Source organism: Flavobacterium taihuense (assembly GCF_019351435.1).
In the GTDB taxonomy this organism is placed as follows: domain Bacteria; phylum Bacteroidota; class Bacteroidia; order Flavobacteriales; family Flavobacteriaceae; genus Flavobacterium; species Flavobacterium taihuense.
Window position 1 is genome coordinate 201,912 of the sequence record NZ_JAHWYN010000006.1, and the last position, 21,361, is coordinate 223,272.

Below are 21,361 nucleotides of genomic sequence, written 5' to 3' on the forward strand. Positions count from 1 at the left end.
TTAATTATGAAAAAAATAGTTTTAATCACAGTAATGTCTATATCACTTTTTGTAGCCAATGCAACAAAAGGCGAGAATAAAGGTGAAAAACGACTACTCTCAGCAGTCGAATTTTCTAAAAAAATAAATTCAATTTCAAAACCCGTCATAATAGATGTTCGGACTCCTGAAGAATTTTCAAAAGGGCACCTAGCCCACGCAGTAAACTTCGATTGGAATAGTAAGAACTTTGAAACTCAAATTGCTAAACTCGACAAATCAAAAGACTACTTTTTATATTGTTTAAGTGGTTCTAGAAGTGCCGATGCATCAGAAGATTTAAGAAAAGAAGGTTTCAAAAAGGTATTTGATTTGGATGGTGGAATATTAAAATGGAGAGCGGCAAATTTGCCACAAGTTATCGATATAAAAGCTGCTCCAAAAGGGTTAACTAAAAAGCAGTATGATGAATTGGCCAGTTCTAACAAAATTGTACTGTTTGATTTTTATGCGGATTGGTGTGGTCCATGCAAATTAATGAGTCCTTATTTAGATGAAATAGCCACTGATATGAAGGACAAGGTTAAAATCATTAGAATAAATGCGGATGACAATCAAAAACTTTGTAATGAATTAAATATTAATGCTTTACCAGTATTAAAATTGTATAAAAATAATATTCTTACTTGGTCAAACCTTGGTTATATACCTAAGGAGGCTGTTGTGAAACAATTGAATTAGAATTGTAAAGTTTTGAACTATTTTTAAAAAACATTGTCAAGATTTATTTTGCTTTTCAATCGTAGTAAACTTGTTTAATTTTCTCAATATAACTAAATAAAAACAAATATTTTAGGTGACTTTTATACTATAAAAAATCATTAGCAAATTAATAAATTTTAAAAAAATGAATACAATAAGCATACTATATCCGAACAATATAAACTCAACTTTTAATTTTCAATATTATACTGAAATTCATATGCCAAGATCCATCCAACTTCTGAGCATTCATCCTGGTTTTAAAGGAGTTTCTGTAGAAAGAGGTGTTGGTACTGCCCAAATAGGAACTGAAGTTCCATATATAGCAATGTGTCATTTTAGTTTTGACACGGTTCAAAGCTTCATTGCGGCCTTTACTCCTCATGCAATCGAGCTCCAAGGAGATATGAAGAATTTTACGGACATTATGCCAATCATACAATTCAATGATATCCTTATATCCCAATAAGAAATAGGCAAACTGTCAAGAGTTAAATAATTTAAAAAAAATAGAATAAATACATCAACTACCAAAAATGAAAATAAAAATTATTTTCTGCCTACTTCTTTTGAATAGCAGTCTGATTCGCGCACAAGAAACGATACAATTACCATTTGAAAAACCCAATAATATAAAGTGGGAAAATAAAGAGAAAGAATACTATTCTCCGATATGGAAAGCTCAAGTGGTAACGAACGTTTCCGCACCTTCTTTACTGGTATATAGACCGACATTAAGTAATAATAATGGAACAGCCGTAATTATTGCTCCAGGAGGAGGATTTTACGGACTAAGCATAAAGAACGAAGGGACTGCCGTTGCAGAATGGCTCGTAAAAAAAGGAGTTACTGTTTTTGTTTTAAAATATCGATTAGTACCAACTGCCGAAGATGGCGCAGCGGAAAGCAGTAAAATAGCGGAAAGCAATCACTCAAAATACCTTGAAGAAGCCAATAAAATAATACCCTATTCCATCAAAGACGGAACAAGTGCTGTAGCGTATGTCCGAAAACATTCCGATGACTTTGGAATAAACAAGAATAAAATAGGATTTATGGGCTTTTCTGCTGGTGGTACCGTGGCTTTGTCAGTAGCTTTAAATAGAACAGAAGAAAGCAAAATTGATTTCTTAGTTCCTGTTTATACTGCTGCATCGTACTTTTTCCCAATGCAAAAACCTGCGAAGGATGCTCCACCTATTTTTCTGGTATGCGCTTCGGATGATGGATTTGGTTTAGCAGATGATTCAATTGAACTATATAAATTATGGCATCAATTAGGAATAGACGCCGAATTACACATGTTTGCTAGAGGATATCACGGTTTTGGTATGACAAAAAGTGGCCAACCAAAAGACAAATGGATAGAACGATTTTATGAATGGGCTTTAAATGAAAATTATATTCAAAGTAGAAAATAGTTTTATCTTGGAATTAAGCCAAACTACCCAAACTCCTACTTCATTATAAGAGATTTTGTATTATTGTAAAAAATGTTATCCCAACAGTTTTTTTTGCATAGGTATTTAACCGTAAATTAAATTTTCCAGAAAATAATACTTAAATCCACATTCCAATAGGTACATAAAAGTCCAATAATAATAATTTTGTGACTACTTATTTTTAAATTGATTAAACTTTGCTTCCAGATAAAAGTTGTCTAAAGGCTATTTTACATACATCACCTTCAACAAACATATCACCTGTATCAGATATCTAATTTTTATTGTAACGGGTCCGCTCAAAAAGTGGCTTCTTCCTAAAATATTTACAAAAGTCTTAAATACAGCATCTTGAAGTTGCTCACTTTGTTATAGACGACCATCTTGAAGTTATTTCAAAAGAAATACATTTTTTTTATGCTTCTAAAGTGGCAACTAAAAAAAAAATATTCAGTACTGTAGATTATAATTTAAAAACCATCGAATAATTTCTGGCAAAATTGCATCATAATCAATTTTCTTTGTTCAAATGGAAAGTAGCCGACAATACAACATTTTAAACCACTATACCTTCGTAAAATAAAAATTATCAATTATGAAAAAACACGTTTTATTACTAGTTATCTTCTTTATCTCAATTGCAGCAGTTGCTCAAAACGACTTGCCAAAATTACCTACTGAAATTTCTCCTTTATTGGTAGGAGAAAAAATACCAAACCTAAAGTTAAAATCTGTTGACAATGTTGATGTGAATTTATCGGACTTGATTGATAAGAAACGAACTATATTAGTTTTTTATCGTGGTGGTTGGTGTCCTTACTGCAACATACAATTGTCAGCACTGGGAGATGCTGAAAAAGAATTACTAACACTAGGATACCAAATTATCGCTGTAAGTCCCGATGCTCCAAAAAATTTGAAAGTCACAGACGAAAAAGACAAGTTAAATTACCTTTTATTATCCGATAGTAAAGGCGAATTATCAAAAGCAGTAGGAATTGCGTTTCAAGCCCCAGACGGATATAAACCCTATATTTCTGATGGTTCAGATGGAATTAACACCTCTTTTTTGCCTGTTCCAACTGTATTTATTGTAAATAGTAATGGTGAAATTGAGTTTGAACATATTACCCCAGATTACAAACATCGTATTTCGACTGAACTATTAATTGCCGCAGCAAAATCTTTGAAATAAAAAAGTATACTACCAATTGAAACAATTAACAAATTTAAAATAATGAAACGGCTAATATTACTATTGACCATTTTTTCCATATCTCACGCTGCTTTTAGTCAAGAAAAGGAAACCTCTAATAAAAAAGAAATTAAACAAATACTGACAACTTTTATGGACTGTTTGATAAAAAAAGACAGCGTAAAATTTTATTCACTTTTTCATAATGAACCGACCGTTTGGGTTGGGGTTTTCAAAGAGAAAACACAACAAAACAGATTAAGCAAAGACAGTACCAAAAAAGGAAATTTTACAAGTACTTACCAAAAATTTTTTAGAAGTATTTTTGATACGGGAGCTTATGAAGAAAAATTTTATAATCTAAACATTGACGAAGATGGTAGTATTGCTTCTGCAACCTTTGATTATAGTTATTGGAAGGACAAGAAAAAAATTAATTGGGGTAAAGAAAGTTGGGGGCTGGTAAAAATTGATGGACATTGGAAAATAATGAGTATAATTTTCTCAGTTGAATTTGAAAGCATTAATCCTGAACCAATAAAAAAATAAAAAATATTGCTACTGTTCAAAAAAGTAAACAGGCTTATTTGCAGAGACAGTGAAAAGCCTATGTTGAAAATGTAGCAATCCCGGCAGATAAATTGGCATTAAACCCAAAACAGTCTCTTATGAAGGTGCTACTGGAGTAACTTTGGCAGCCCTTTACTCCTTCCAAACTTTAATTACCAATGCAAAAATTAAATCAGGTGATCGTGTTTTAATTCAGGCGGCTGCCGGAAGTGCCGGCCATTATCCCATTCAAATAGCAAAAAGTAAAAATGCTCGCGTAATTGCTACAGGCTCAAAAAAATTAAAGAGTTTATACTTGAAATTGGTGCCGATCAATTTTCAGATTATGAACCCCAAAAATTCGTAAAGGTAGTTACCAATGTAGATATTGTTTTAGATACCCTAGGAATTATAATATATGACAATTCCTTGAAAATACTAAAAAAAGGAGCCCAAATAATTACGCTACCCTATCCCCTAACGCAAGAAAATGAAACGAACGCATTGGGTCTAAAAGAATATCGTATTGTGGTAACTTCCGATGGTCAGAATAGGAAAAAAATTGCCAACTTAATGAGTTTGAAAAAATTAAATCCTTTTATGTGCTTTATTTTTCCTTTTGAAGAAATAGATGCTGCTCATATTCAATTGGAATCTAAAAGGACAAAAGCCAAAGTGGTGAAACCATTCAATATAAACATACACTTGCAATACACAAAATAGCCATTTTAGATCAGTAATCCTGATTCAGAATGGCTATTATTTATTCCATCAAAAAGCTACAAATAACTAAAGATAAAATCAACAAAAAAAATATTTGCCATTTCAGGAAGTACCAGAAGCAATTCCAGTAATTTGAAAATACTAAAACAAATTGCCGAATTGTCAAAAGATCTTTTCGAAGTAAATATATTCGAAGGTCTGGCAGAAATTCCACATTTCAATCCTGACTTAAATAATGAAAATCCTCCCCAACAAGTAACAAATTTCAGAAACAAAATTCAAGAAGCAAATGGTATTATCATTTGCACGCCCGAATATGTATTTAGTTTGCCGGGAAGTTTAAAAAATGCTTTGGAATAGTGCGTTTCTACCACTATTTTTTCAAAAAAGAAAGTGGGATTAATTACAGCTTCGGCTTCGGGCGAAAAAGGACACGAAGAATTACAGTTAATAATGAAAACTATCGAAGCCAACTTTAATGAAGATACATCACTTTTAATTAAAGGAGTAAGAGGAAAAGTGAATGCCGAAGGCACTATTGTGGATAATCTGACTTTAAAACAAATCCAAAAATTTATTACCGAATTTGACAAACAAATTTGGGTATAGGTTTCCAATACCTTTTTATTTTTTTTGATGTGAAAAAGGGAAAAAAAACTTTGGAAAAATCGTCCATTAACTAGCGTTTAAAATCCATTTTATTAGGTCTAGGACTGTCGCACCTTTGTGATGTCAATAAAGACAAACAACTTTAAATCAAAAATTATGAAATTGTATCACAAAACATTTGCAGTAGCTGTTTTATTTTTTATGTCAGTAGCTGCCGTAGCACAAGTGTCCTACAAAAGTATCAAAGTAGATGGATTGAATATCGCTTATAGAGAAGCAGGTAATCCTCAAAATCCAAAATTAGTCCTTTTGCATGGCTTTCCAGCTGGTTCTCATCAGTACAGAAATTTAATTCAATCGCTTTCAGATAAATTTTACGTTATTGCTCCGGACTACCCAGGTTTTGGATTAAGCGATATACCAGATCCGGCAACATACAATTATACTTTTGATGGTATTTCTGAAATAGTGGAACACTTCTTAAAATTAAAAGGTTTTGATCATTACGGTTTATTTGTTCAAGATTATGGTGGGCCAGTTGGATTTCGAATCGTTGGTCGTAATCCTAAAGCCTTAGATTGGTTAATTATACAAAATAGCAATGCTTACGAAGTAGGATTTACTCCTGCCTGGGACGGCTTCCGTGGTGCACTTTGGAAAAACCGATCTGCTGAAACCGAAAAACCATTAGCTGGCTTTCTAACTCATGACGCCATTAAAGGAATCTATCTTTTTGGAGCCAAAAACCCTGAATTAATTAGCCCCGACAACTGGGAATCAGATTATGCTTTCATGCAACGACCAAATGCGGTTCGAGTAAATCTTGATTTGTTTTATGATTATCGTAAAAACGTTGAATTGTATCCTGTATGGCAAGAATTTCTTCGTAAAAACCAGCCTAAAACCTTGATCTTTTGGGGACAAACAGACGTATTCTTTACACCAGCTGGAGGAGAAGCTTTCTTAAAAGATTTACCAAACGCAGAAATGCACCGTCTTGAAGCGGGTCACTTTGCGGTAGAAGACCATCTTGAAGTTATCTCTAAAGAAATGCATCATTTTTATGTTACTAAAGTTGCAACTCAAAAAGCTAAAAAATAATACTAGATGTGCAGTAAATAATTTAAAAGCCAGAAATTAATTTCTGGCTTTAATGCAATATTAGCGGAATAATTCAATTCCAAAAGGTTCTTTGCAAAATTTAAGATTATAATTTTCTCAGTTGAATTTGAAAACATTAATCCGGAGCCAAAAAAAAATAAGATTCCAGGCCGTTCAAATAAGCAAACAGGCTTACTGTCGAATAGTATTATAATTGAATCTTTTTTAATAAAAGAATCGAATCACAATCAAAATTTAAATAGTACTAACTAACATAAAAAACAAATTATTATGATTTCAATGAGTCCCTTTTTTCAAAATGAAAAGCAAAGTAGTGCTTTTAAAACAATTCTTTGGTCTGGTTTAGTGTCTGGTTTATTAGACGCAACAGCCGGAATAATATTTTATTTTCTTTGGTTGGGTTTTAATCCCTTTCAGGTAGTAGAATATATTGCGAGCGGAATATACGGCGAAGCAGCTTACGAAGGTGGAATAGTTGTTCTTTTGGTAGGACTGTTTTTTCACTTTATTGTAGCCTATGCCGTAGCAATTATTTACTTTTATGCATACCCTAAAATTAGTTTACTTAGACAATACAAGGTTACTTCAGGACTAGTTTATGGGTTAGGGGTTTGGTTAGTAATGAATTTAGTAATTATTCCCTTCACAAATGTTCCTGAATCGCCTTTCGATATCGTTCTTTCGGGCGCTGGAATTATTTGGCATATGTTATTAGTAGGATTACCTATTGCTGTAATAACCAGCGAATATTATCATAAGAAGTAATCATTACTAATTTAAAAAGCATTTGTTCGTAGATACGTTAGTTAAATTTTAATCTTCTTTTTAATTGTGTTAATCTAATTATGTTTTAAATACTGTGAAATCTAGTCCGATATCTTAAATAATTTTATAAACTTAAAAATTATTTTTAAATTAAAAAATAATTAGCAATACACAAAATAGCCATTGTAAATCACTAATCATGATTTAGAATGGCTATATTTATTCCATCAAAAAACAACAAATAGCCATCGATGAAATCAATTAAAAAAATATTTGCCATTTCAGGAAGTACCAGAAGCAATTCCAGTAATTTGAAAATACTAAAACAAATTGCCGAATTGTCAAAGGATCTTTTCGAATTAAAAATATTCGAAAGTCTGGCAGAAATCCCGCATTTCAATCCTGACCTAGATACTGAAAATCCTCCACAACAAGTAACCAACTTCAGAAACGAAATTCAAAAAGCGGATGGCATTATCATTTGTACGCCCGAATATGTTTTTAGTATACCTGGAAGTTTAAAAAATGCTTTAGAATGGTGTGTCTCTACAACTATTTTTTCAAAAAAGAAAGTGGGTTTAATTACAGCTTCGGCTTCGGGCGAAAAAGGACACGAAGAATTACAGTTAATAATGAAAACCATCGAAGCCAATTTTAATGAAGACACTTCACTCTTAATTCAAGGAGTAAGAGGAAAAGTGAGTAGCGAAGGAGCTATTGAAGATAGGCTAACTTTAGAACAAATCCGGAAATTCATTGCGGCCTTCGACAACTTACTTAGGGAATAACTTTTTGATAGCTTTAAGCAGTTGGCTACAATTTGCAAAAAAGTAAGCTTGAGCTATATTTTTTATTTTAAAAAAATCGCAATAAATAACAAATTATGACTTAAAACACTTCTAACTCCATTTATTTGGGGCTGGAGGTGTTTTTTTATAATCCCTTAGTTGATAAATAATTACAACCATCAGGGTAGCAGTTTTTTTTTAAAACAGAAAAAAATATAAATAGGTCAGGGAAAATTGTCCATTAACTAGCGTTTATAATCCATTTTAAAAGCTTTAGGACAGTCGCAACTTTGTAAAGTCAATAATGACAAACAGAATTTTAAAAATAAAATAAAATGAAAACATTTTCAGTTCCAACAAAAGAAGAAGTGGCTCCAGCAAATCAAGCAATTTTTGAAAACCTACAAAAAGCATTAGGTTTCGTCCCAAATTTATATGCCACTATCGCGCATTCAGAGAATGGTTTATCCCGTTATTTAGCGTTTCAAGGTGCAAAAACATCTTTATCTAACAAAGAAAAAGAAGCCGTAAATTTAATCGTGAGCCAAGTAAACGGCTGTGTGTATTGTCAAAGTGCTCACTTGGTTTTAGGAAAAATGAATGGTTTTTCAGAAGATCAATTGTTAGACATCAGAAAAGGAAAAAGTGCTGATGCCAAATTAAATGCCTTAGTGCAATTAGCTGCCGAGGTTGCTGAAAACAAAGGGAGAGCTAGTTCAGAAACAGTAGATGCATTTTTTGAAAATGGATATACTAATGAAAACTTGGTAGATTTAATTCTTCAGGTAAGCGACAAAACAGCAATGAACTTTTTGCATAACCTAACGCAAATTCCTGTAGATTTTCCTTTAGCTCCCGCTTTAGACTAATACCAAAAACACGGTACAAGAATATCTTTTATTCATACTTAATTCAGATAAGCCCCGCAACAGTGATATTGTGGGGACTTTTGAATTTTCTTGCCTTGCTTATGAGATGTTGATTCCTCGCTCGAAGTGTCCCGAATTCGTAGCTACTCTATTTTTCAACTAAAACAATTCAGAAATAGGAGTTAATAAAGTTAGCATTGCAATTAGTAATGGGTACGAAGTCGGACGCTTCGCTGAGCTTGGGAATTCACTTTTTTATGCATTAAGTTGATCGTTTACTGTTTCAAATTTGCTGATTATGGCGTCTAATTTTGTTTTTTGCTTTTTTATTTGTTTTGGCCTCAAATAGAACCAATTTATCAAAATCCAAATAAAAGTAATTCCATAAGTAACTATTCCCCAAAATGGTTTCATTCGAGAAGTATATTCATACATATACAACCCAATTCCTAATGAAAGCAAAATGAAATACAAATTTAACATGGTTTTTTCCATAAAATTTTGTTTGGCTTTAATTGCTAACAAGTCTTTTAAATAATCACTATTGCTCTGTGAGTTCATATGGCTTTTAAAAAGTGAATAACTTTTATTATATGCAAATAGAAAAATTACCATTGCTATAATGGTTAGGATAATCCCAATTTTTGTTGTGAGTAATTGCGGTTGATAATATATCCAAATTAAAATTATAAATATTGAAGTTGCAATTAGCAAAAGGTTAGTTAATACTAACTTTCTCAAATTAGATTGTTTCATTTTTTTAATCTCAACTATTAAATTTTCAGGATTGGGTACAATTGTTGTTTGCTTAGCCCACAAGTCTTTGAAATTTATATTATCGCTCATTACTGGTAAATTTTTGTGTTAATTTTTCTTTTATTCTGTAAATTTTTACTCGTATATTAGCTTCTGATAGTCCAACGATACGGGCTATTTCTGCTTGTTTTATATCCTCAAGTTCCAGTGATATAATTATACGGTCAATTTCTGGTAGTTCTGCAATGCATTTGTATAAAAATTGAATTCTAGGTTCAATATTATGCTGCTTTTCTTCCATTAAATTTAAAGGCAATTGAGCTTTTGGAAAACGATTTTGTTTTTCAATTTGTCTCAAGCAGTTATTGGAAGCAATTCTATAAATCCAAGTTCCAATACTGGATTCATTTCTAAATTTAGGAAGTTGTTCCCAAACACTTATAAAGGTTTCCTGTGTAAGGTCTTGTGCAAGGTTATGATCATTGACATAACCCATGCACAAGCGAAATATTTTTTGCCAATAGCTTTTATATATTTCTTCAAACACCAGCATTTATCGTTTGATTAATTTTATTTTAGATGCTAAGCTAAAAATTAAAATTAGAAAAATCCCCACTGCAATATTTTTTGTTGCTATTCCAACTGCGGCACCAATAATGATTCCTTGTTTAGTTGGTATAAAATAATTTAATTTTTTCATTGTAATTAATTTAAAAAGTTGTTTAATTGGTTCAAATACCATTCTTTATCATCATACATTATAAAATGTAACCCTTTGGTTGAATACTGTAAATTGGCATTTTTAAGTTTTTTGTATTGATCTTCTATAGCTGGTTTTATAGTTTTAAAAGAGTCTTCCAATAAAATTAAAGATGGGCATTTTATATTTTCAATTTTTTGTCTTAAATCGGTATTTGTAAAATCGCAATACATTTCAGCAAATGTTTTTCTATCAGAATTTACACTCCAACTAATTACTAATTCTTGTTTTGAATTTTCAGCAACAAGTCTGGATATAGAACTTGTTTGTATTTGATAAAATTGCTCATCTGTTAGTGCAGTCATTTGATGTACTAGCTGAGAACAATCTGGATTTTCACTAGATTTAAAAGCTGGATTTGAAAGTGCTTGTAAACAAGGTAGTGCATCAACTACTACAATTTTTTTAATAAGATCTGGATAATCTGAAGCAATAGCTAATGCTAAACCACCACCCATACTATGACCGACTAGAATTGGTTTTTCAATTTTGTTTTCTTTAATGTAATTAACAATACTGGTTTCCCAATTTTTAAATGTGGCATTTGGTTGTGGTTTTATGCCTGCAAAACCAGCCATTGTTAATGTGCAACAAGTAAAATCTTTTTCGTAATTTAATTTTGTTTCGTTCCAGACTTCTCCAGAACTTGCAAAACCAGGAATAAAAATGATGGATTGTTTTCCTTTTCCGCTAATTTTAACATCAAAGAGATAGGAATAGGAATTGTTTTGTGCAAAAACCATTGAACTTATAAATGTAAATACAAATGGTAAGATTAAAAATTTGATTTTTTTCATTTTGATTATTTTTTTGTGTTTGTCTTTTAGATACGAGGATATCTAAAATGTTACAAAAGCTTTTAAAATATTTTTAAAATGATGAAATACAGCGTTTTAAAGTATATAAACGTTATTTTTATTCGCATTAACTACTCCTGTACTTTTGTCAAAAATAAAACCTTAATGGCCACCAAACTAAGTGATTTTACTTACATAAAACTAATAAACCCAAATAATAAAATATTAATTAAACAACCTATTACTAAAGGAAAAATCATTCATATTATTGCGTTTGTAGCCCATTTACACAACTATAAGCTAGGTCTTGTGAGGTCAACCGACTTTATAGCTACTCTGTTTTTTCAACAAAAACAATTCAGAAATCTGAGTTGATAAAGTTGGAATTTTATTTAGTAACGGTTATTAAATCGAGAGACTTCGCCTAACTGGGGCATTTAAAAGCATCAACGTTCAATTAAGCAATTTAGCCCTCTTTACACGAAAGCACAGTTATTGGTTGTCCTTTTATCCTTCGTTATTTAAGAAGTTTTCCGTCAACCGAATATTTTCCACTTCCATTGATAAGTGTGGCAAGTGATAAACCTATTATTAACAAGTGATACTCATAACCTTCTCCTTTTTGATTCCCGAACCAATTCATAAAAAAACCATTGTCAAGGTGCGATGTAAAAATAATTCCTAAAAAAAGTACGATTATTAGAGCCGACCAGATGCGACTTGCAAAACCTGCTATTAAAGACAAAGCTCCCATAAATTCTATGATAATCACTAAGAAGCCAATTATCCAAGGCAAATGCATTGTGTCTGTAAAAAAGCCCATAGTCCCAGTAAAGCCATAACCACCAAACATTCCAAGCATCTTTTGCGCTCCGTGTGGAAAGAGAATTAGACCAAGTGTTAGACGAGTAATTAAACCTGTCAAATCGTTTTTGGTGTTGAATATTATATTTTTCATTTTCTTAATTATTTTGATTCTTTAAATTGTTTTGTAAGTTGCGCAATACGTTGCCCGAAAAGTTCGGCTGTTTCTAAACCTTTTGGTAAGTTCACTTCTGCAGTTGAATTGTCTGAAAGCGTCATAAGGCCCAAGTAGCTTCCCAGTCCATTGGGTTCTTCCAATTGTTTGTCATTTTCAAACTTTGGTAAGATACCTGTTGAAATCCAAAGCATACTATGTTGAGAAGCAAAAAGTGAAAGTTGTTGCAGTGTGTTCAACTTGTCGCCATTTAAGGTTGATGAGTTTGTAAAACCAGCTGCAAATTTGTCTTTCCATTTTTGGATGTACCAAAATTTACCTGTTGCTTCCATAAATTTTTTAAAGTCGGCAGAGATTGTTCCCATATAAGTTGGGCTACCGAAAACTAATGTGTCTGCCTGATGCAACAAATCAAAGTTGTCCTGTGCTTCAAGAGTTGATAAAAGAAATACTTGTTCCAATTCTCTTGAAGCCCCTTTTTGAATATGCTCGGCAACAATTTTAGTATGCCCATATCCACTATGATAAATAATTACAATTTTCATTTTCTGTTATTTTGCTAAATGATAGCGCAAAGTAAAAGAGATATAAAAAGATAAAAATTAAAGTAGTTTAATAAATCACTTTTGGGATAATTTTTTGCGCAGCATACTTAAAAAAACAGGTGTAATTCCTAAATATGCCGAAACTTGTTTTTGGGAAAGTCGTTGTTCTAAATTGGGATGTTCGCCAATGAAGTCTAAATAACGCTGTTCAGCTGAATAAGAAAGATTTTGATTAATGCGTTGTTGCTGTGCAATAAAAGCGTTTTGAAGTATCAGCCTAAAAAAGCGTTCAAACTTAGGAACTCTCTCATATAGTTTGTCAAGATTGGCTTTTGTAATTTGTAGAATTTCTGAATCTTCCAATGCATCAATAAAATAAGTTGCTGGGCTTTGTGTAAGAAAACTATAAAGGTCCCCTACCCACCAATCTTCAATTCCAAACATTACAATATGTTCAAAACCATTATCGTCAATTGTATAAGTTCGAAGACAACCCTTTATAATAAAATTTTCGGTCTTGCAGAGTTCGCCTTGCTTTAATAAAAACTCTTTCCGTTTAAGTTTCTTTGCTTGCAGTAGTGAAATAAAAAAGTCTGTCTCGGTTTTGTCGAGATGAATATGTCGGCTAATATTTTGAATAATTAAGTCTGTGTTCATAGATTTTACTGTCCTCCGTTAGGGCATAATTTTTTTCCTAGCCACAAGCGATTTGGTACTAAATTAGACTAATTTTTCGGCTTACCAAATTCTCATAAATACAAACCATTGCGTAAATTAAGTTTATTGATCAAATCGCTAGTTAAAATTTTATACTAACATTTCGAAAAAATATACTAACGAAAAACTTGGTTGAATTAATTCTTTAAATTAGCGACAAAACAGCGATGAACTTATTGCATAATCTAACTCAAATTCTAGTAGATTTTCCTTTGGCTCCCTCTTTAGACTAAAACTTAAAGCAGAGTTCAAAGAATATTTTATTATTACTTAATTCAAAAAAGCCTTGCAATTTCATGTTGTGATTTTTTTTGTGTTTTGGAATTATGTGATCAAGAAATTCGTTAATCATCACGCAAGAACGTTGCACATTTTAGCACCATTTGGATGCAATATAAGTTTTAATATGACCAATACTAAGGAATTTAAAGTAGCGGACACTTCAGAACAAAATTCTTTCAGAACCGGAAATACTGATTCCATTTTCTCTGCGAGCTGGAAAGAAAAAAGGGCTAAAACACTGTAAAACATATGTTTTACAGCGTTTTTTTTTATTGGTGGCAATGGTAAAAAAGTACATTAATTGGTAATCTTTCAGTGACCTATTTAGTGACCTATTTCAAAATATTCAAAATAGGTCCCTAAATCCCTCTGAAACACCTGTATAATAAGGGGTTCACATTTTGAACATCTTGTTTGGTGTGTATAAGATACTTAATTTTAACCCACTTTAAAGTCACCACAAAATGAACAAATCATTCAACCTACTTTTTTTTATCAAAAAAAGTAAAATCAAAGCCAACGGCACAGCTCCAATTTATCTTAGATTTACGATTGATGGTGTTCCAAAAGAAAGCTCATCCAAAAGAAACATCCAACCTATTAAGTGGGATAATAAACTCCAAAAGGTAAAAACAGAGCGTTTATACTAAGGAGATAAAAGACTACTTTTCAACCAAACCCGTTTCATTATAAACCACCATTAACGAAATACCCAATGCCATAATATCTTTCAAAACAAAAAAGTCTGTAGTGGGTACACCATCAATTATTTTATTAATACCTGGCGTTGTCAATAAAAAACTTAGAGTTGTGCCAAAAATAACGACTGCTGCCCAGCCAAATATTTTTCCAACTTGGGGTTTAAATAAACTCCAAATTAAACCAATACCTACAATGATTTCGAAAAGCCCAATGATATTTGAAACGATTTGAACGCTCAACACTTTGTACATCCACGACATCAAAAAGTGGTTTTCAACGTAAGGTTTTATGCCTACAGCTTCCGATGGTGTGAATTTAAAAAAACCAATCCAAAGTAATACAACGACGACACCTGAAACGGCTATTTTATAGCCTAACTTATTTATTTTACTCATTTTATTTATTTTTAAAAGAATTGTAATTGAAAAAATTGGGGTGATTGCTTAGAGAAAAATACGTTTTATTTTTACGCTTCAACCAATTATAATTTTTCTGCAACAGGAAAGTCAATTTCAAACTCTGTCAAGTTGTGTAAATAATTGCTAATAATTTTATCGCCAACAACTATTATTACATCTATCATATTGGCTTCGCTGTAACCTGCTCCAAAAAATGCTTCTTTGCTTTCTTCGGTTGCACGTCCACGATTTTCAACTGCTGATGCTGTGAATTTCGCTAAAGCGTCTAACTTGCTGTCGAAACTTGCTGTTCCTTTACGAATTTCTAAAATTTGTTCGTCTGTAAAACCATTCATTTTTCCCAATACTGTGTGAGCCGATTGGCAATAACTACAACCATTAATTTGACTTGTTACCAAGTTAATTACTTCTCTTTCTTTTGCTTTTAATGTGCTTTTTCGATTTTGAAACGTTAAATAGTCGCCTAATGCAGTATCGTTTTTGGCGAAGTAAGCATACAAATTCGGAACAAAGCCCAAACCTTTTTGGAGGTTGTCAAACATACCTTGATTGTTTGCAGATACTTCTGCTCTTGTTGGAACTGTAAAAGTTCTTTTTTCTGATGATGCCATTTTATTATTTTTTAAATATTGTTTGTCTTTATTGACCTTACAAAGGTGTGACAATACTCAACGTTTAAAAATGATGTAGTTTAGAAAATTCGCTTGATCTAGTTCAACTTTTCTTTAAAACCCTTTTGTTTCTTATTCTGGACAAGAACTCAGTGGTCATTCCTAAATAAGAAGCTAAAGCATATTGAGGAACTCTTTGAATAATTAGAGGATATTTTGAAACGAAATTTTCGTAACGTTCTTCGGCTGTTTGCGTAAGATTTGATATTATTCTTCTCTGTTGAGAAGCAAGTCCACGTTCCGCCATTATCCTAAAAAAAGTTTCAAATTTGTGATTTTGCAGTTTTAGTTCTTGCTCCTTTTCATAGTCAAGTTGTAAAATTATGCTGTCTTCTAAAGCAACCACAAACATTGTCGCAGGTTGTTGAAAAATATAACTGTTGTAATCTGTAATCCACCAGTCATCAATGGCAAAAGTAATTGTGTGTTCTTGCCTTTCATCAGCCACAACGTAAGCCCTAAATGCTCCTTGCAAAACATAGTGTCTGTGCTTGGCTATAAAGTTTGGTTGAACTACGAATTGTCGTTTTTTAATTTTTTTTTCTTTGAAGCAAGAACTAAAAAGCTCCTTTTCTTCTTGTGTCAGTTTTACAAACTTGTCAATATATGCTATTATTTTGTTTGTCATTTAGTCAAGTGTTGATTGTTTGTAGTGTCGCTCATAGGGTGACGCATAACGTCAGTCTGTGAAAAAACTTCCGTTTTGATTCAAACAAATATATTAAAATAACCCGTTGGGTGTAATCATTCGCAGTAAAATAAATTGATCAAATATTAGTCAATATACTGAAATTCAGTATCTTGAAGTCGAAAAACAAACCAATATCTATATCAAATATAGTAAAAAATTATTTTAGAGTTTTAGAAGTTATAAGTTCATTGAATAGTAAACTAGAATATAAATCGGATGTTGGTAGAAAACAAAAAATATCTGATTTAGAAGTAGTTGCACTAGGTCTAACAGCTGAATTTAAGTCTATTGACAGTGAAAATTTTTTATTTAAAGAGATTAATAAGCAACAAATACCTAATTTAATTGAGCGAAGTCAGTTCAATTTTAATTAGCAATGCGAAAATTGTTTTTATTTTTAGAAGAAGTAAGAACAAAATTAGCATCTCGGTTTTTAGAATTTGAAGATTATTTCATCGTGGATAGTATGCCTTTGGAGATTTGCAAATTTGCACGTCATAGAAGAATTAAAATTTGTAAAAATGAGTTTGAAACTACTCCCTCAAAAGGGTTTTGTGCTTCTCAAAACAACTGGTTTTACGGATATAAATTGCACGGAGTTTGTTCTATAAAAGGAATTTTCCATTCATTGGATATTACAAAAGCAGAAGTTCACGACGTTCATTTTTTGAAAAATATAAAACATCAAATGTCTGATTGTGTGTTACTTGACTACATAGATTACCTATCTCAAAGCATTCAATTAGATTTGTTTCAAACTGTAAATATCAAATTAGAAACACCAAAAAGAACTAATCAAAAAGATTATAAGCCACAACCTAATATCTTAAGGAAATCAAGAAAAGGAATTGAAACATTATTTTCACAACTATGCGACCAGTTCAGAATTAGAAACAATTATGCTAAAACTTTTGAAGGTTTTAAAACAAGAATTTTAGCAAAAATAACAGCATTAACATTGGTTCAATATATCAATAAATTCGTCTTTGATAGACCTAAAAACAATATTAAAAATCAAACAAATTAATTACACCCAACGGGTTGTTTTAATTAAATTATTCGATAATATTTCAAGTAATTTCATTTAGTCAGGTTTACTTCGAAGTTAGTGCACAAATTTCCACAGATAGTGACAGTGCCTTTAAGCAATTAGTGTACTAAAGTACGTGATTTCTTTTTAATAAATCACTTCCGTTTCCAGAAATAACAAATGAAGGCACTACAACTAATTGATGTTGAGCGAAACCTTCAGTAGCACTCGAGAAAATTATGTGCCATACAAAGGCAATAAAAAATCGTTACTAATAATGCAAAAAAAAAAAATCTGTAACCGTTGGGAAAATTGTCCATCCTTTTGCGTAAATGCTCCATTTATGCAACTGTAAGTTTGTCGCACCTTTGTCACATAGATACTAACAACATACACTATGATTATGGCTAACAATCTATTAACTAAATTTGATTACGAACGCTTTTTCAGTGAAGGAATTCTTTATGACTTCTACAAGGAACAAATGGCAAGGGATTTAATTGCGAATGCTGATATTCAGATACAGGAATACATCGCACTCAATCAAAGCAGAATGCGCAGGCTAGACAAAACCTATACTCCTTCAAAAGAACTACAGGAATTAGTGCGGAACTTGAATCATAAAACCTATTGGTTGGTCTTGACGGAACACTGGTGTGGTGATGCCTCGCAAACCCTGCCGGTCTTAAACAAAATAGCCGAATTAAGCCAAGGGAAAATAGAATTAAAACTAGTCTATAGGGATCAAAACTTAGACTTGATGGATGCACACCTGACTAAGAATGGAAGAGCCATTCCTAAATTAATACAACTCAACGAGCATTTTACAATCACGGGTATTTGGGGGCCAAGACCTAATGAAGTACAGGAATTAGTGAATAAATTAAAAGCCAATCCCGAAACAGCTGCCACTTATGCGAGCGATTTGCATTTATGGCACGCCCGAAACAAACAGAAGGCTATGGAAAAAGAAGTCTCGAAACTCATTGTTAAAGCAAATTTATTTTGCCCCCATTGTTTGTCTTAAATTTCAATTCTTATTTAATAATTAATCGATTCTTTAAACTAATAAAAAATAAAATGGAACAAAAACTTCCCCTTCCGCCATTTACAATGGAAACTGCCTTGCAAAAAGTACAATTGGCCGAAGATGCCTGGAACAGCAAAGATCCAGAACGTATTGCGATGGCATACACCATCGACACTGAATGGCGCAACCGAACTGATTTTATCAACGGCCGCGAAGCAGTAATAGAATTCCTAAAAGGAAAATGGGAAAGAGAACTCGACTATAAACTCAAAAAAGAGTTGTGGGGTTTCCGCAACAACCGTATGGCAGTTCGCTTTGAATACGAATACCACAATGCCGATGGGCAATGGTTCCGTGCTTATGGTAACGAAAACTGGGAGTTTGACGAAAATGGTTTAATGCAAAGACGTTTTGCCAGTATCAATGATTTGCCAATTGAGGAGAAAGACCGAAAATTATTTTAATAAATTGAATTACTCAAAATCTTAAATTAATCTTATGAAAACATTTATAGTTGACGCATTTACAAATGTTGCTTTTAAAGGAAATCCGGCGGGAGTTTGCATTTTAGATGAACCCATTAGTGACGAAAAAATGTTTTTAATTGCCAAAGAACTGAACCTGTCTGAAACGGCATTTCTAATAAAAATGGAAAAAGACAATACATTCGTCATTAGGTATTTTTCTCCAAAAATGGAAATGGATCTTTGCGGTCATGCCACATTGGCTTCATCCAAAGTTGTTTTCGAGAATTACGACTTGGATGAAATTCATTTTATTACCCATCAAAATCTGGATTTATTAATTAAAAAATCAGAGGATCAAATTATAATGGAATTTCCAGTTTATGGGGTTGAACCTGCTGTTGTGCCACAAGCTTTACTAACAGCTTTGGGATTTCGGAGATTCTAAACTGTGTTTATAATACAGAATATAAGATTTTAGTAATTGAAATTGAAAGCGCAAAAAAACTGGCTGCTTTGACCCCAGACTATACTACTTTGATTCATTCACATACTGGAATCAATGGAGTTTCTGTTACAGCTCTGTCGGATAAAGATAATTTTGATTTTGAGACAAGATACTTTTGGCCATGGAGTGGCTCAAATGAGGATCCAGTTACTGGAGGCACACACACTTTTTTGACAAAATATTGGGGTACAAAGTTGAATAAGAAAAAAATGAATTCTTTTCAATCTTCTGAAAGAACAGGTTTTATGGAAGTTGAATTAATTAGTGAAACAAAACTTTTAATCAAAAGCAATGCAGTTATAGTTTTTGAAGGAAATTCAGAAGTTTTCTAAGAGTTAAATTTGGGAGACAAACTAAGACGTGGGACAATTCTAATAGGGTAGTAAAAATTTAAACTGGAAAATAGTATGGCTAAAAATTTTGCAGCAATTGCTTTTACGGATGCCGTCAAGGCCTTGCAGGAAAAATACGGAAGTCGCAACAGCTACGAACGAATTGAAAAATTCAACGTGGTCGATGGATTGTCACACAATGAAATTGGTTTTATAGAAAATCGAGACAGTTTTTATATGGCCTCAATTGGTGAGAATAACTTCCCTTACATCCAGCATCGTGGTGGTCCAAAAGGGTTTCTGAAAGTATTGGATAAAAACCGCATTGGCTTTATAGATTTCTCTGGAAATAAGCAATACATCACAGTTGGTAATATGGAAACTAATAATAATGTAGCTTTATTTTTGATGGATTATCCGGCAAAAGCAAGGCTAAAAATCTTTGCCAAAACCGAGATTGTAGAACTAAAAGACAATTCCGAATTGTTAGCTACACTTGATTTAGACGACTATAAATTTCGTGCCGAACGAATGATGGTTTTTCATATTGAAGCTTTTGATTGGAATTGTCCCCAGCACATTACACCACGTTTTACGGCTGACGAAATTCAAATTGCCTTGCAACCTCAGCTGGAATACACAGAAAAATTAGAAGAAGAGAATAGAAAACTTACTGCTAAATTGAAAGAAGCAGGATTATAAATTGTACTGTAAAAGTGCTCCTTAAAAAAAAGTAAATACAAAGTTTGGAGTTAAAAAACTCAAGATTTTAAAAATATATTTTAAATGAAAACAAAAATGAAAAAAATTGCAATTAATGGTTTTGGTAGAATTGGTAGATCTTCTCTAAAAGTTATTTTAGAAACTCCTGGTTTAGAAGTTGTGGGTATCAATGATTTAATGAGCATAGAAAATGCTGTTTATTTATTTAAATATGACAGTATTTATGGCAAGTTTGATAAAAAAGTCTTCTTTGATGGAGAATATATTGTAATTGGTGAGAAACGAATTCGTTTTACGTCAATGAAAGATCCTTTAGAGTTGCCTTGGAAGGAATTAGCTGTCGATGTTGTTATTGAAAGCACAGGTTTTTTCACTAATAAAGTGGATGCTGAAAAACATTTGACTGCCGGTGCAAAATTTGTTGTTATTTCTGGACCTACCAAAGATACCCCTACGGTTGTTCACGGAGTAAATACGGAAGATGGTAAAGTCAGTGTTTTCTCTTGTGCAAGTTGCACCACTAACAATATCAGTCCAATTATTGAAATTTTAGGAAGAAGAATTGGAATTAAAAAAGCCATTTTAAATACAACTCATGCCTACACCGCTTCCCAAACTTTAGTAGATGCTCCTTCTAAAAAAGAACCAAGAATGGGTAGGACAGCTGGTAACAATTTAGCTCCTGCCGCAACCGGTGCCGCTATTGCTACAACTAAAGCTTTGCCTCAATATCTAGGCAAATTTGACGGAGTGGCTGTTAGGGTTCCTGTGGCTGTAGGATCTATTTCTGATATTACTTTTGTTACTGAAAGACCTACTAGTGTTGCAGAAATTAACGCTATACTAGTGGAAGAAGCCTTCACTCCCAGATACAACAAAGTTGTTACAGTAACGGACGAACCATTGGTATCAACCGATATTATTAAAAGCCCTTTTGCCGCAACCGTTGACCTAGAAATGACCAGAGTTGTCGATGGTGATTTGGTTAAAGTAATGACTTGGTACGACAATGAATGGGGATTTACTAATCAAATGATTAGACAGATTCAAGAGCTGTAGTTCAAAAAAGTGCTTGCCAAAATATCTGAAATAACAACAGAAGTATTGGGTTTGTTGTAAAAGAAACTGACCCATCAATAAGTTGAAGAAGTT

Annotated in this window: 29 protein-coding genes and 1 pseudogene; 20 read left to right on the top strand and 10 right to left on the bottom strand. The window is 32.4% G+C overall.

Going from position 1 to position 21,361, the window contains the following annotated elements:
* Positions 1–6: 6 nt before the first annotated feature.
* The 12 genes from KZH69_RS08905 to KZH69_RS08955 all read left to right on the top strand — a co-directional run bounded on the left by KZH69_RS08905 (position 7) and on the right by KZH69_RS08955 (position 8,803).
* The gene (locus KZH69_RS08905; RefSeq protein WP_219317083.1) at positions 7–720 is read left to right on the top strand and encodes a thioredoxin domain-containing protein; all 714 of its coding nucleotides are present in this window, start codon (positions 7–9) and stop codon (positions 718–720) included.
* Between the two features lie 166 nt (positions 721–886).
* The gene (locus KZH69_RS08910) at positions 887–1,210 is read left to right on the top strand and encodes an EthD family reductase (RefSeq protein WP_219317084.1); all 324 of its coding nucleotides are present in this window, start codon (positions 887–889) and stop codon (positions 1,208–1,210) included.
* Positions 1,211–1,277: 67 nt separating this feature from the next.
* The gene (locus tag KZH69_RS08915; protein ID WP_219317085.1) at positions 1,278–2,162 is read left to right on the top strand and encodes an alpha/beta hydrolase; all 885 of its coding nucleotides are present in this window, start codon (positions 1,278–1,280) and stop codon (positions 2,160–2,162) included.
* A 616-nt stretch (positions 2,163–2,778) separates the two neighbouring features.
* Positions 2,779–3,378, top strand: a complete 600-nt coding sequence (locus KZH69_RS08920; RefSeq protein ID WP_219317086.1) for a peroxiredoxin-like family protein — start codon at positions 2,779–2,781, stop codon at positions 3,376–3,378.
* Positions 3,379–3,420: 42 nt separating this feature from the next.
* The gene (locus KZH69_RS08925; protein WP_219317087.1) at positions 3,421–3,927 is read left to right on the top strand and encodes a Cif family virulence factor; all 507 of its coding nucleotides are present in this window, start codon (positions 3,421–3,423) and stop codon (positions 3,925–3,927) included.
* Positions 3,928–4,248: 321 nt separating this feature from the next.
* Entirely contained in the window at positions 4,249–4,650 is a 402-nt protein-coding gene (locus KZH69_RS08930; RefSeq protein WP_369410651.1) for a zinc-binding dehydrogenase, read from the top strand.
* Between the two features lie 90 nt (positions 4,651–4,740).
* Positions 4,741–5,010 carry an NADPH-dependent FMN reductase gene (locus KZH69_RS20480; protein ID WP_369410652.1) on the top strand — a complete coding sequence of 90 codons (270 nt, stop codon included), beginning with the start codon at positions 4,741–4,743 and terminating at the stop codon, positions 5,008–5,010.
* Between the two features lie 33 nt (positions 5,011–5,043).
* Positions 5,044–5,259, top strand: a complete 216-nt coding sequence (locus KZH69_RS20485; protein ID WP_255557723.1) for a hypothetical protein — start codon at positions 5,044–5,046, stop codon at positions 5,257–5,259.
* Between the two features lie 156 nt (positions 5,260–5,415).
* Positions 5,416–6,360, top strand: a complete 945-nt coding sequence (locus tag KZH69_RS08940) for an alpha/beta fold hydrolase (protein ID WP_255557724.1) — start codon at positions 5,416–5,418, stop codon at positions 6,358–6,360.
* 291 nt (positions 6,361–6,651) lie between these two features.
* Positions 6,652–7,146 carry a DUF1440 domain-containing protein gene (locus tag KZH69_RS08945; protein WP_219317088.1) on the top strand — a complete coding sequence of 165 codons (495 nt, stop codon included), beginning with the start codon at positions 6,652–6,654 and terminating at the stop codon, positions 7,144–7,146.
* 251 nt (positions 7,147–7,397) lie between these two features.
* Complete coding sequence (locus KZH69_RS08950) at positions 7,398–7,934, top strand: NADPH-dependent FMN reductase (protein WP_219317089.1); 537 nt, start codon at positions 7,398–7,400, stop codon at positions 7,932–7,934.
* Positions 7,935–8,269: 335 nt separating this feature from the next.
* Entirely contained in the window at positions 8,270–8,803 is a 534-nt protein-coding gene (locus KZH69_RS08955) for a carboxymuconolactone decarboxylase family protein (protein WP_219317090.1), read from the top strand.
* Between the two features lie 255 nt (positions 8,804–9,058).
* On the opposite strand, the gene KZH69_RS08960 is transcribed toward KZH69_RS08955, so the two are convergent.
* The 7 genes from KZH69_RS08960 to KZH69_RS08990 form a co-directional block, all read right to left on the bottom strand.
* Positions 9,059–9,559 carry a hypothetical protein gene (locus KZH69_RS08960; protein WP_255557725.1) on the bottom strand — a complete coding sequence of 167 codons (501 nt, stop codon included), beginning with the start codon at positions 9,557–9,559 and terminating at the stop codon, positions 9,059–9,061.
* 79 nt (positions 9,560–9,638) lie between these two features.
* Positions 9,639–10,109: an RNA polymerase sigma factor gene (locus KZH69_RS08965; protein WP_219317174.1), complete on the bottom strand. Its 471-nt coding sequence runs from the start codon at positions 10,107–10,109 to the stop codon at positions 9,639–9,641.
* A gap of 3 nt (positions 10,110–10,112) precedes the next feature.
* A complete protein-coding gene (locus tag KZH69_RS08970; RefSeq protein ID WP_219317092.1) occupies positions 10,113–10,259 on the bottom strand; it encodes a glycine zipper domain-containing protein in 147 nt (48 codons plus the stop codon).
* A gap of 5 nt (positions 10,260–10,264) precedes the next feature.
* Entirely contained in the window at positions 10,265–11,116 is an 852-nt protein-coding gene (locus KZH69_RS08975; protein ID WP_219317093.1) for an alpha/beta fold hydrolase, read from the bottom strand.
* Between the two features lie 517 nt (positions 11,117–11,633).
* Positions 11,634–12,074: a DoxX family protein gene (locus KZH69_RS08980; RefSeq protein ID WP_219317094.1), complete on the bottom strand. Its 441-nt coding sequence runs from the start codon at positions 12,072–12,074 to the stop codon at positions 11,634–11,636.
* Between the two features lie 8 nt (positions 12,075–12,082).
* Complete coding sequence (locus KZH69_RS08985) at positions 12,083–12,640, bottom strand: flavodoxin family protein (protein ID WP_219317095.1); 558 nt, start codon at positions 12,638–12,640, stop codon at positions 12,083–12,085.
* A 75-nt stretch (positions 12,641–12,715) separates the two neighbouring features.
* Positions 12,716–13,297: a Crp/Fnr family transcriptional regulator gene (locus KZH69_RS08990; RefSeq protein ID WP_219317096.1), complete on the bottom strand. Its 582-nt coding sequence runs from the start codon at positions 13,295–13,297 to the stop codon at positions 12,716–12,718.
* Positions 13,298–14,103: 806 nt separating this feature from the next.
* Here KZH69_RS08990 and KZH69_RS08995 point away from each other — a divergent pair.
* On the top strand, positions 14,104–14,289 hold the full coding sequence (locus tag KZH69_RS08995) for an Arm DNA-binding domain-containing protein (RefSeq protein WP_219317097.1): 186 nt from the start codon (positions 14,104–14,106) through the stop codon (positions 14,287–14,289).
* A gap of 12 nt (positions 14,290–14,301) precedes the next feature.
* Here the strand turns inward: KZH69_RS08995 and KZH69_RS09000 are convergent, their stop codons facing one another.
* The 3 genes from KZH69_RS09000 to KZH69_RS09010 form a co-directional block, all read right to left on the bottom strand.
* Positions 14,302–14,736 carry a DUF417 family protein gene (locus KZH69_RS09000; RefSeq protein WP_219317098.1) on the bottom strand — a complete coding sequence of 145 codons (435 nt, stop codon included), beginning with the start codon at positions 14,734–14,736 and terminating at the stop codon, positions 14,302–14,304.
* Between the two features lie 86 nt (positions 14,737–14,822).
* The gene (locus KZH69_RS09005; RefSeq protein WP_219317099.1) at positions 14,823–15,371 is read right to left on the bottom strand and encodes a carboxymuconolactone decarboxylase family protein; all 549 of its coding nucleotides are present in this window, start codon (positions 15,369–15,371) and stop codon (positions 14,823–14,825) included.
* A gap of 103 nt (positions 15,372–15,474) precedes the next feature.
* Positions 15,475–16,059 carry a Crp/Fnr family transcriptional regulator gene (locus KZH69_RS09010; protein ID WP_219317100.1) on the bottom strand — a complete coding sequence of 195 codons (585 nt, stop codon included), beginning with the start codon at positions 16,057–16,059 and terminating at the stop codon, positions 15,475–15,477.
* A gap of 200 nt (positions 16,060–16,259) precedes the next feature.
* On the opposite strand from KZH69_RS09010, the pseudogene KZH69_RS09015 reads away from it, so the two are divergent.
* The 7 genes and pseudogenes from KZH69_RS09015 to KZH69_RS09040 all read left to right on the top strand — a co-directional run bounded on the left by KZH69_RS09015 (position 16,260) and on the right by KZH69_RS09040 (position 21,268).
* A pseudogene (locus tag KZH69_RS09015) lies at positions 16,260–17,149 on the top strand (IS982 family transposase).
* 406 nt (positions 17,150–17,555) lie between these two features.
* Positions 17,556–18,179, top strand: coding sequence for a thioredoxin family protein (locus tag KZH69_RS09020; RefSeq protein WP_219317101.1), 624 nt, complete (start codon positions 17,556–17,558; stop codon positions 18,177–18,179).
* A gap of 53 nt (positions 18,180–18,232) precedes the next feature.
* A complete protein-coding gene (locus KZH69_RS09025; protein WP_219317102.1) occupies positions 18,233–18,646 on the top strand; it encodes a nuclear transport factor 2 family protein in 414 nt (137 codons plus the stop codon).
* Positions 18,647–18,680: 34 nt separating this feature from the next.
* Positions 18,681–19,094 carry a PhzF family phenazine biosynthesis protein gene (locus tag KZH69_RS20490; RefSeq protein ID WP_255557738.1) on the top strand — a complete coding sequence of 138 codons (414 nt, stop codon included), beginning with the start codon at positions 18,681–18,683 and terminating at the stop codon, positions 19,092–19,094.
* A gap of 59 nt (positions 19,095–19,153) precedes the next feature.
* The gene (locus KZH69_RS20495; protein WP_255557773.1) at positions 19,154–19,486 is read left to right on the top strand and encodes a PhzF family phenazine biosynthesis protein; all 333 of its coding nucleotides are present in this window, start codon (positions 19,154–19,156) and stop codon (positions 19,484–19,486) included.
* A 75-nt stretch (positions 19,487–19,561) separates the two neighbouring features.
* On the top strand, positions 19,562–20,188 hold the full coding sequence (locus tag KZH69_RS09035) for a pyridoxamine 5'-phosphate oxidase family protein (RefSeq protein WP_219317103.1): 627 nt from the start codon (positions 19,562–19,564) through the stop codon (positions 20,186–20,188).
* A 96-nt stretch (positions 20,189–20,284) separates the two neighbouring features.
* Positions 20,285–21,268: a type I glyceraldehyde-3-phosphate dehydrogenase gene (locus KZH69_RS09040; protein WP_219317104.1), complete on the top strand. Its 984-nt coding sequence runs from the start codon at positions 20,285–20,287 to the stop codon at positions 21,266–21,268.
* The last annotated feature ends 93 nt before the right edge of the window (positions 21,269–21,361 follow it).

Coding starts and splice junctions, on each gene's coding strand:
- KZH69_RS08905 (WP_219317083.1), top strand. CDS start 7: ATGAAAAAAATAGTTTTAATCACAGTAATGTCTATATCACTTTTTGTA.
- KZH69_RS08910 (WP_219317084.1), top strand. CDS start 887: ATGAATACAATAAGCATACTATATCCGAACAATATAAACTCAACTTTT.
- KZH69_RS08915 (WP_219317085.1), top strand. CDS start 1,278: ATGAAAATAAAAATTATTTTCTGCCTACTTCTTTTGAATAGCAGTCTG.
- KZH69_RS08920 (WP_219317086.1), top strand. CDS start 2,779: ATGAAAAAACACGTTTTATTACTAGTTATCTTCTTTATCTCAATTGCA.
- KZH69_RS08925 (WP_219317087.1), top strand. CDS start 3,421: ATGAAACGGCTAATATTACTATTGACCATTTTTTCCATATCTCACGCT.
- KZH69_RS08940 (WP_255557724.1), top strand. CDS start 5,416: ATGAAATTGTATCACAAAACATTTGCAGTAGCTGTTTTATTTTTTATG.
- KZH69_RS08945 (WP_219317088.1), top strand. CDS start 6,652: ATGATTTCAATGAGTCCCTTTTTTCAAAATGAAAAGCAAAGTAGTGCT.
- KZH69_RS08950 (WP_219317089.1), top strand. CDS start 7,398: ATGAAATCAATTAAAAAAATATTTGCCATTTCAGGAAGTACCAGAAGC.
- KZH69_RS08955 (WP_219317090.1), top strand. CDS start 8,270: ATGAAAACATTTTCAGTTCCAACAAAAGAAGAAGTGGCTCCAGCAAAT.
- KZH69_RS08960 (WP_255557725.1), bottom strand. CDS start 9,559: ATGAAACAATCTAATTTGAGAAAGTTAGTATTAACTAACCTTTTGCTA.
- KZH69_RS08970 (WP_219317092.1), bottom strand. CDS start 10,259: ATGAAAAAATTAAATTATTTTATACCAACTAAACAAGGAATCATTATT.
- KZH69_RS08975 (WP_219317093.1), bottom strand. CDS start 11,116: ATGAAAAAAATCAAATTTTTAATCTTACCATTTGTATTTACATTTATA.
- KZH69_RS08980 (WP_219317094.1), bottom strand. CDS start 12,074: ATGAAAAATATAATATTCAACACCAAAAACGATTTGACAGGTTTAATT.
- KZH69_RS08985 (WP_219317095.1), bottom strand. CDS start 12,640: ATGAAAATTGTAATTATTTATCATAGTGGATATGGGCATACTAAAATT.
- KZH69_RS08990 (WP_219317096.1), bottom strand. CDS start 13,297: ATGAACACAGACTTAATTATTCAAAATATTAGCCGACATATTCATCTC.
- KZH69_RS08995 (WP_219317097.1), top strand. CDS start 14,104: ATGAACAAATCATTCAACCTACTTTTTTTTATCAAAAAAAGTAAAATC.
- KZH69_RS09000 (WP_219317098.1), bottom strand. CDS start 14,736: ATGAGTAAAATAAATAAGTTAGGCTATAAAATAGCCGTTTCAGGTGTC.
- KZH69_RS09005 (WP_219317099.1), bottom strand. CDS start 15,371: ATGGCATCATCAGAAAAAAGAACTTTTACAGTTCCAACAAGAGCAGAA.
- KZH69_RS09010 (WP_219317100.1), bottom strand. CDS start 16,059: ATGACAAACAAAATAATAGCATATATTGACAAGTTTGTAAAACTGACA.
- KZH69_RS09020 (WP_219317101.1), top strand. CDS start 17,556: ATGGCTAACAATCTATTAACTAAATTTGATTACGAACGCTTTTTCAGT.
- KZH69_RS09025 (WP_219317102.1), top strand. CDS start 18,233: ATGGAACAAAAACTTCCCCTTCCGCCATTTACAATGGAAACTGCCTTG.
- KZH69_RS20490 (WP_255557738.1), top strand. CDS start 18,681: ATGAAAACATTTATAGTTGACGCATTTACAAATGTTGCTTTTAAAGGA.
- KZH69_RS09035 (WP_219317103.1), top strand. CDS start 19,562: ATGGCTAAAAATTTTGCAGCAATTGCTTTTACGGATGCCGTCAAGGCC.
- KZH69_RS09040 (WP_219317104.1), top strand. CDS start 20,285: ATGAAAAAAATTGCAATTAATGGTTTTGGTAGAATTGGTAGATCTTCT.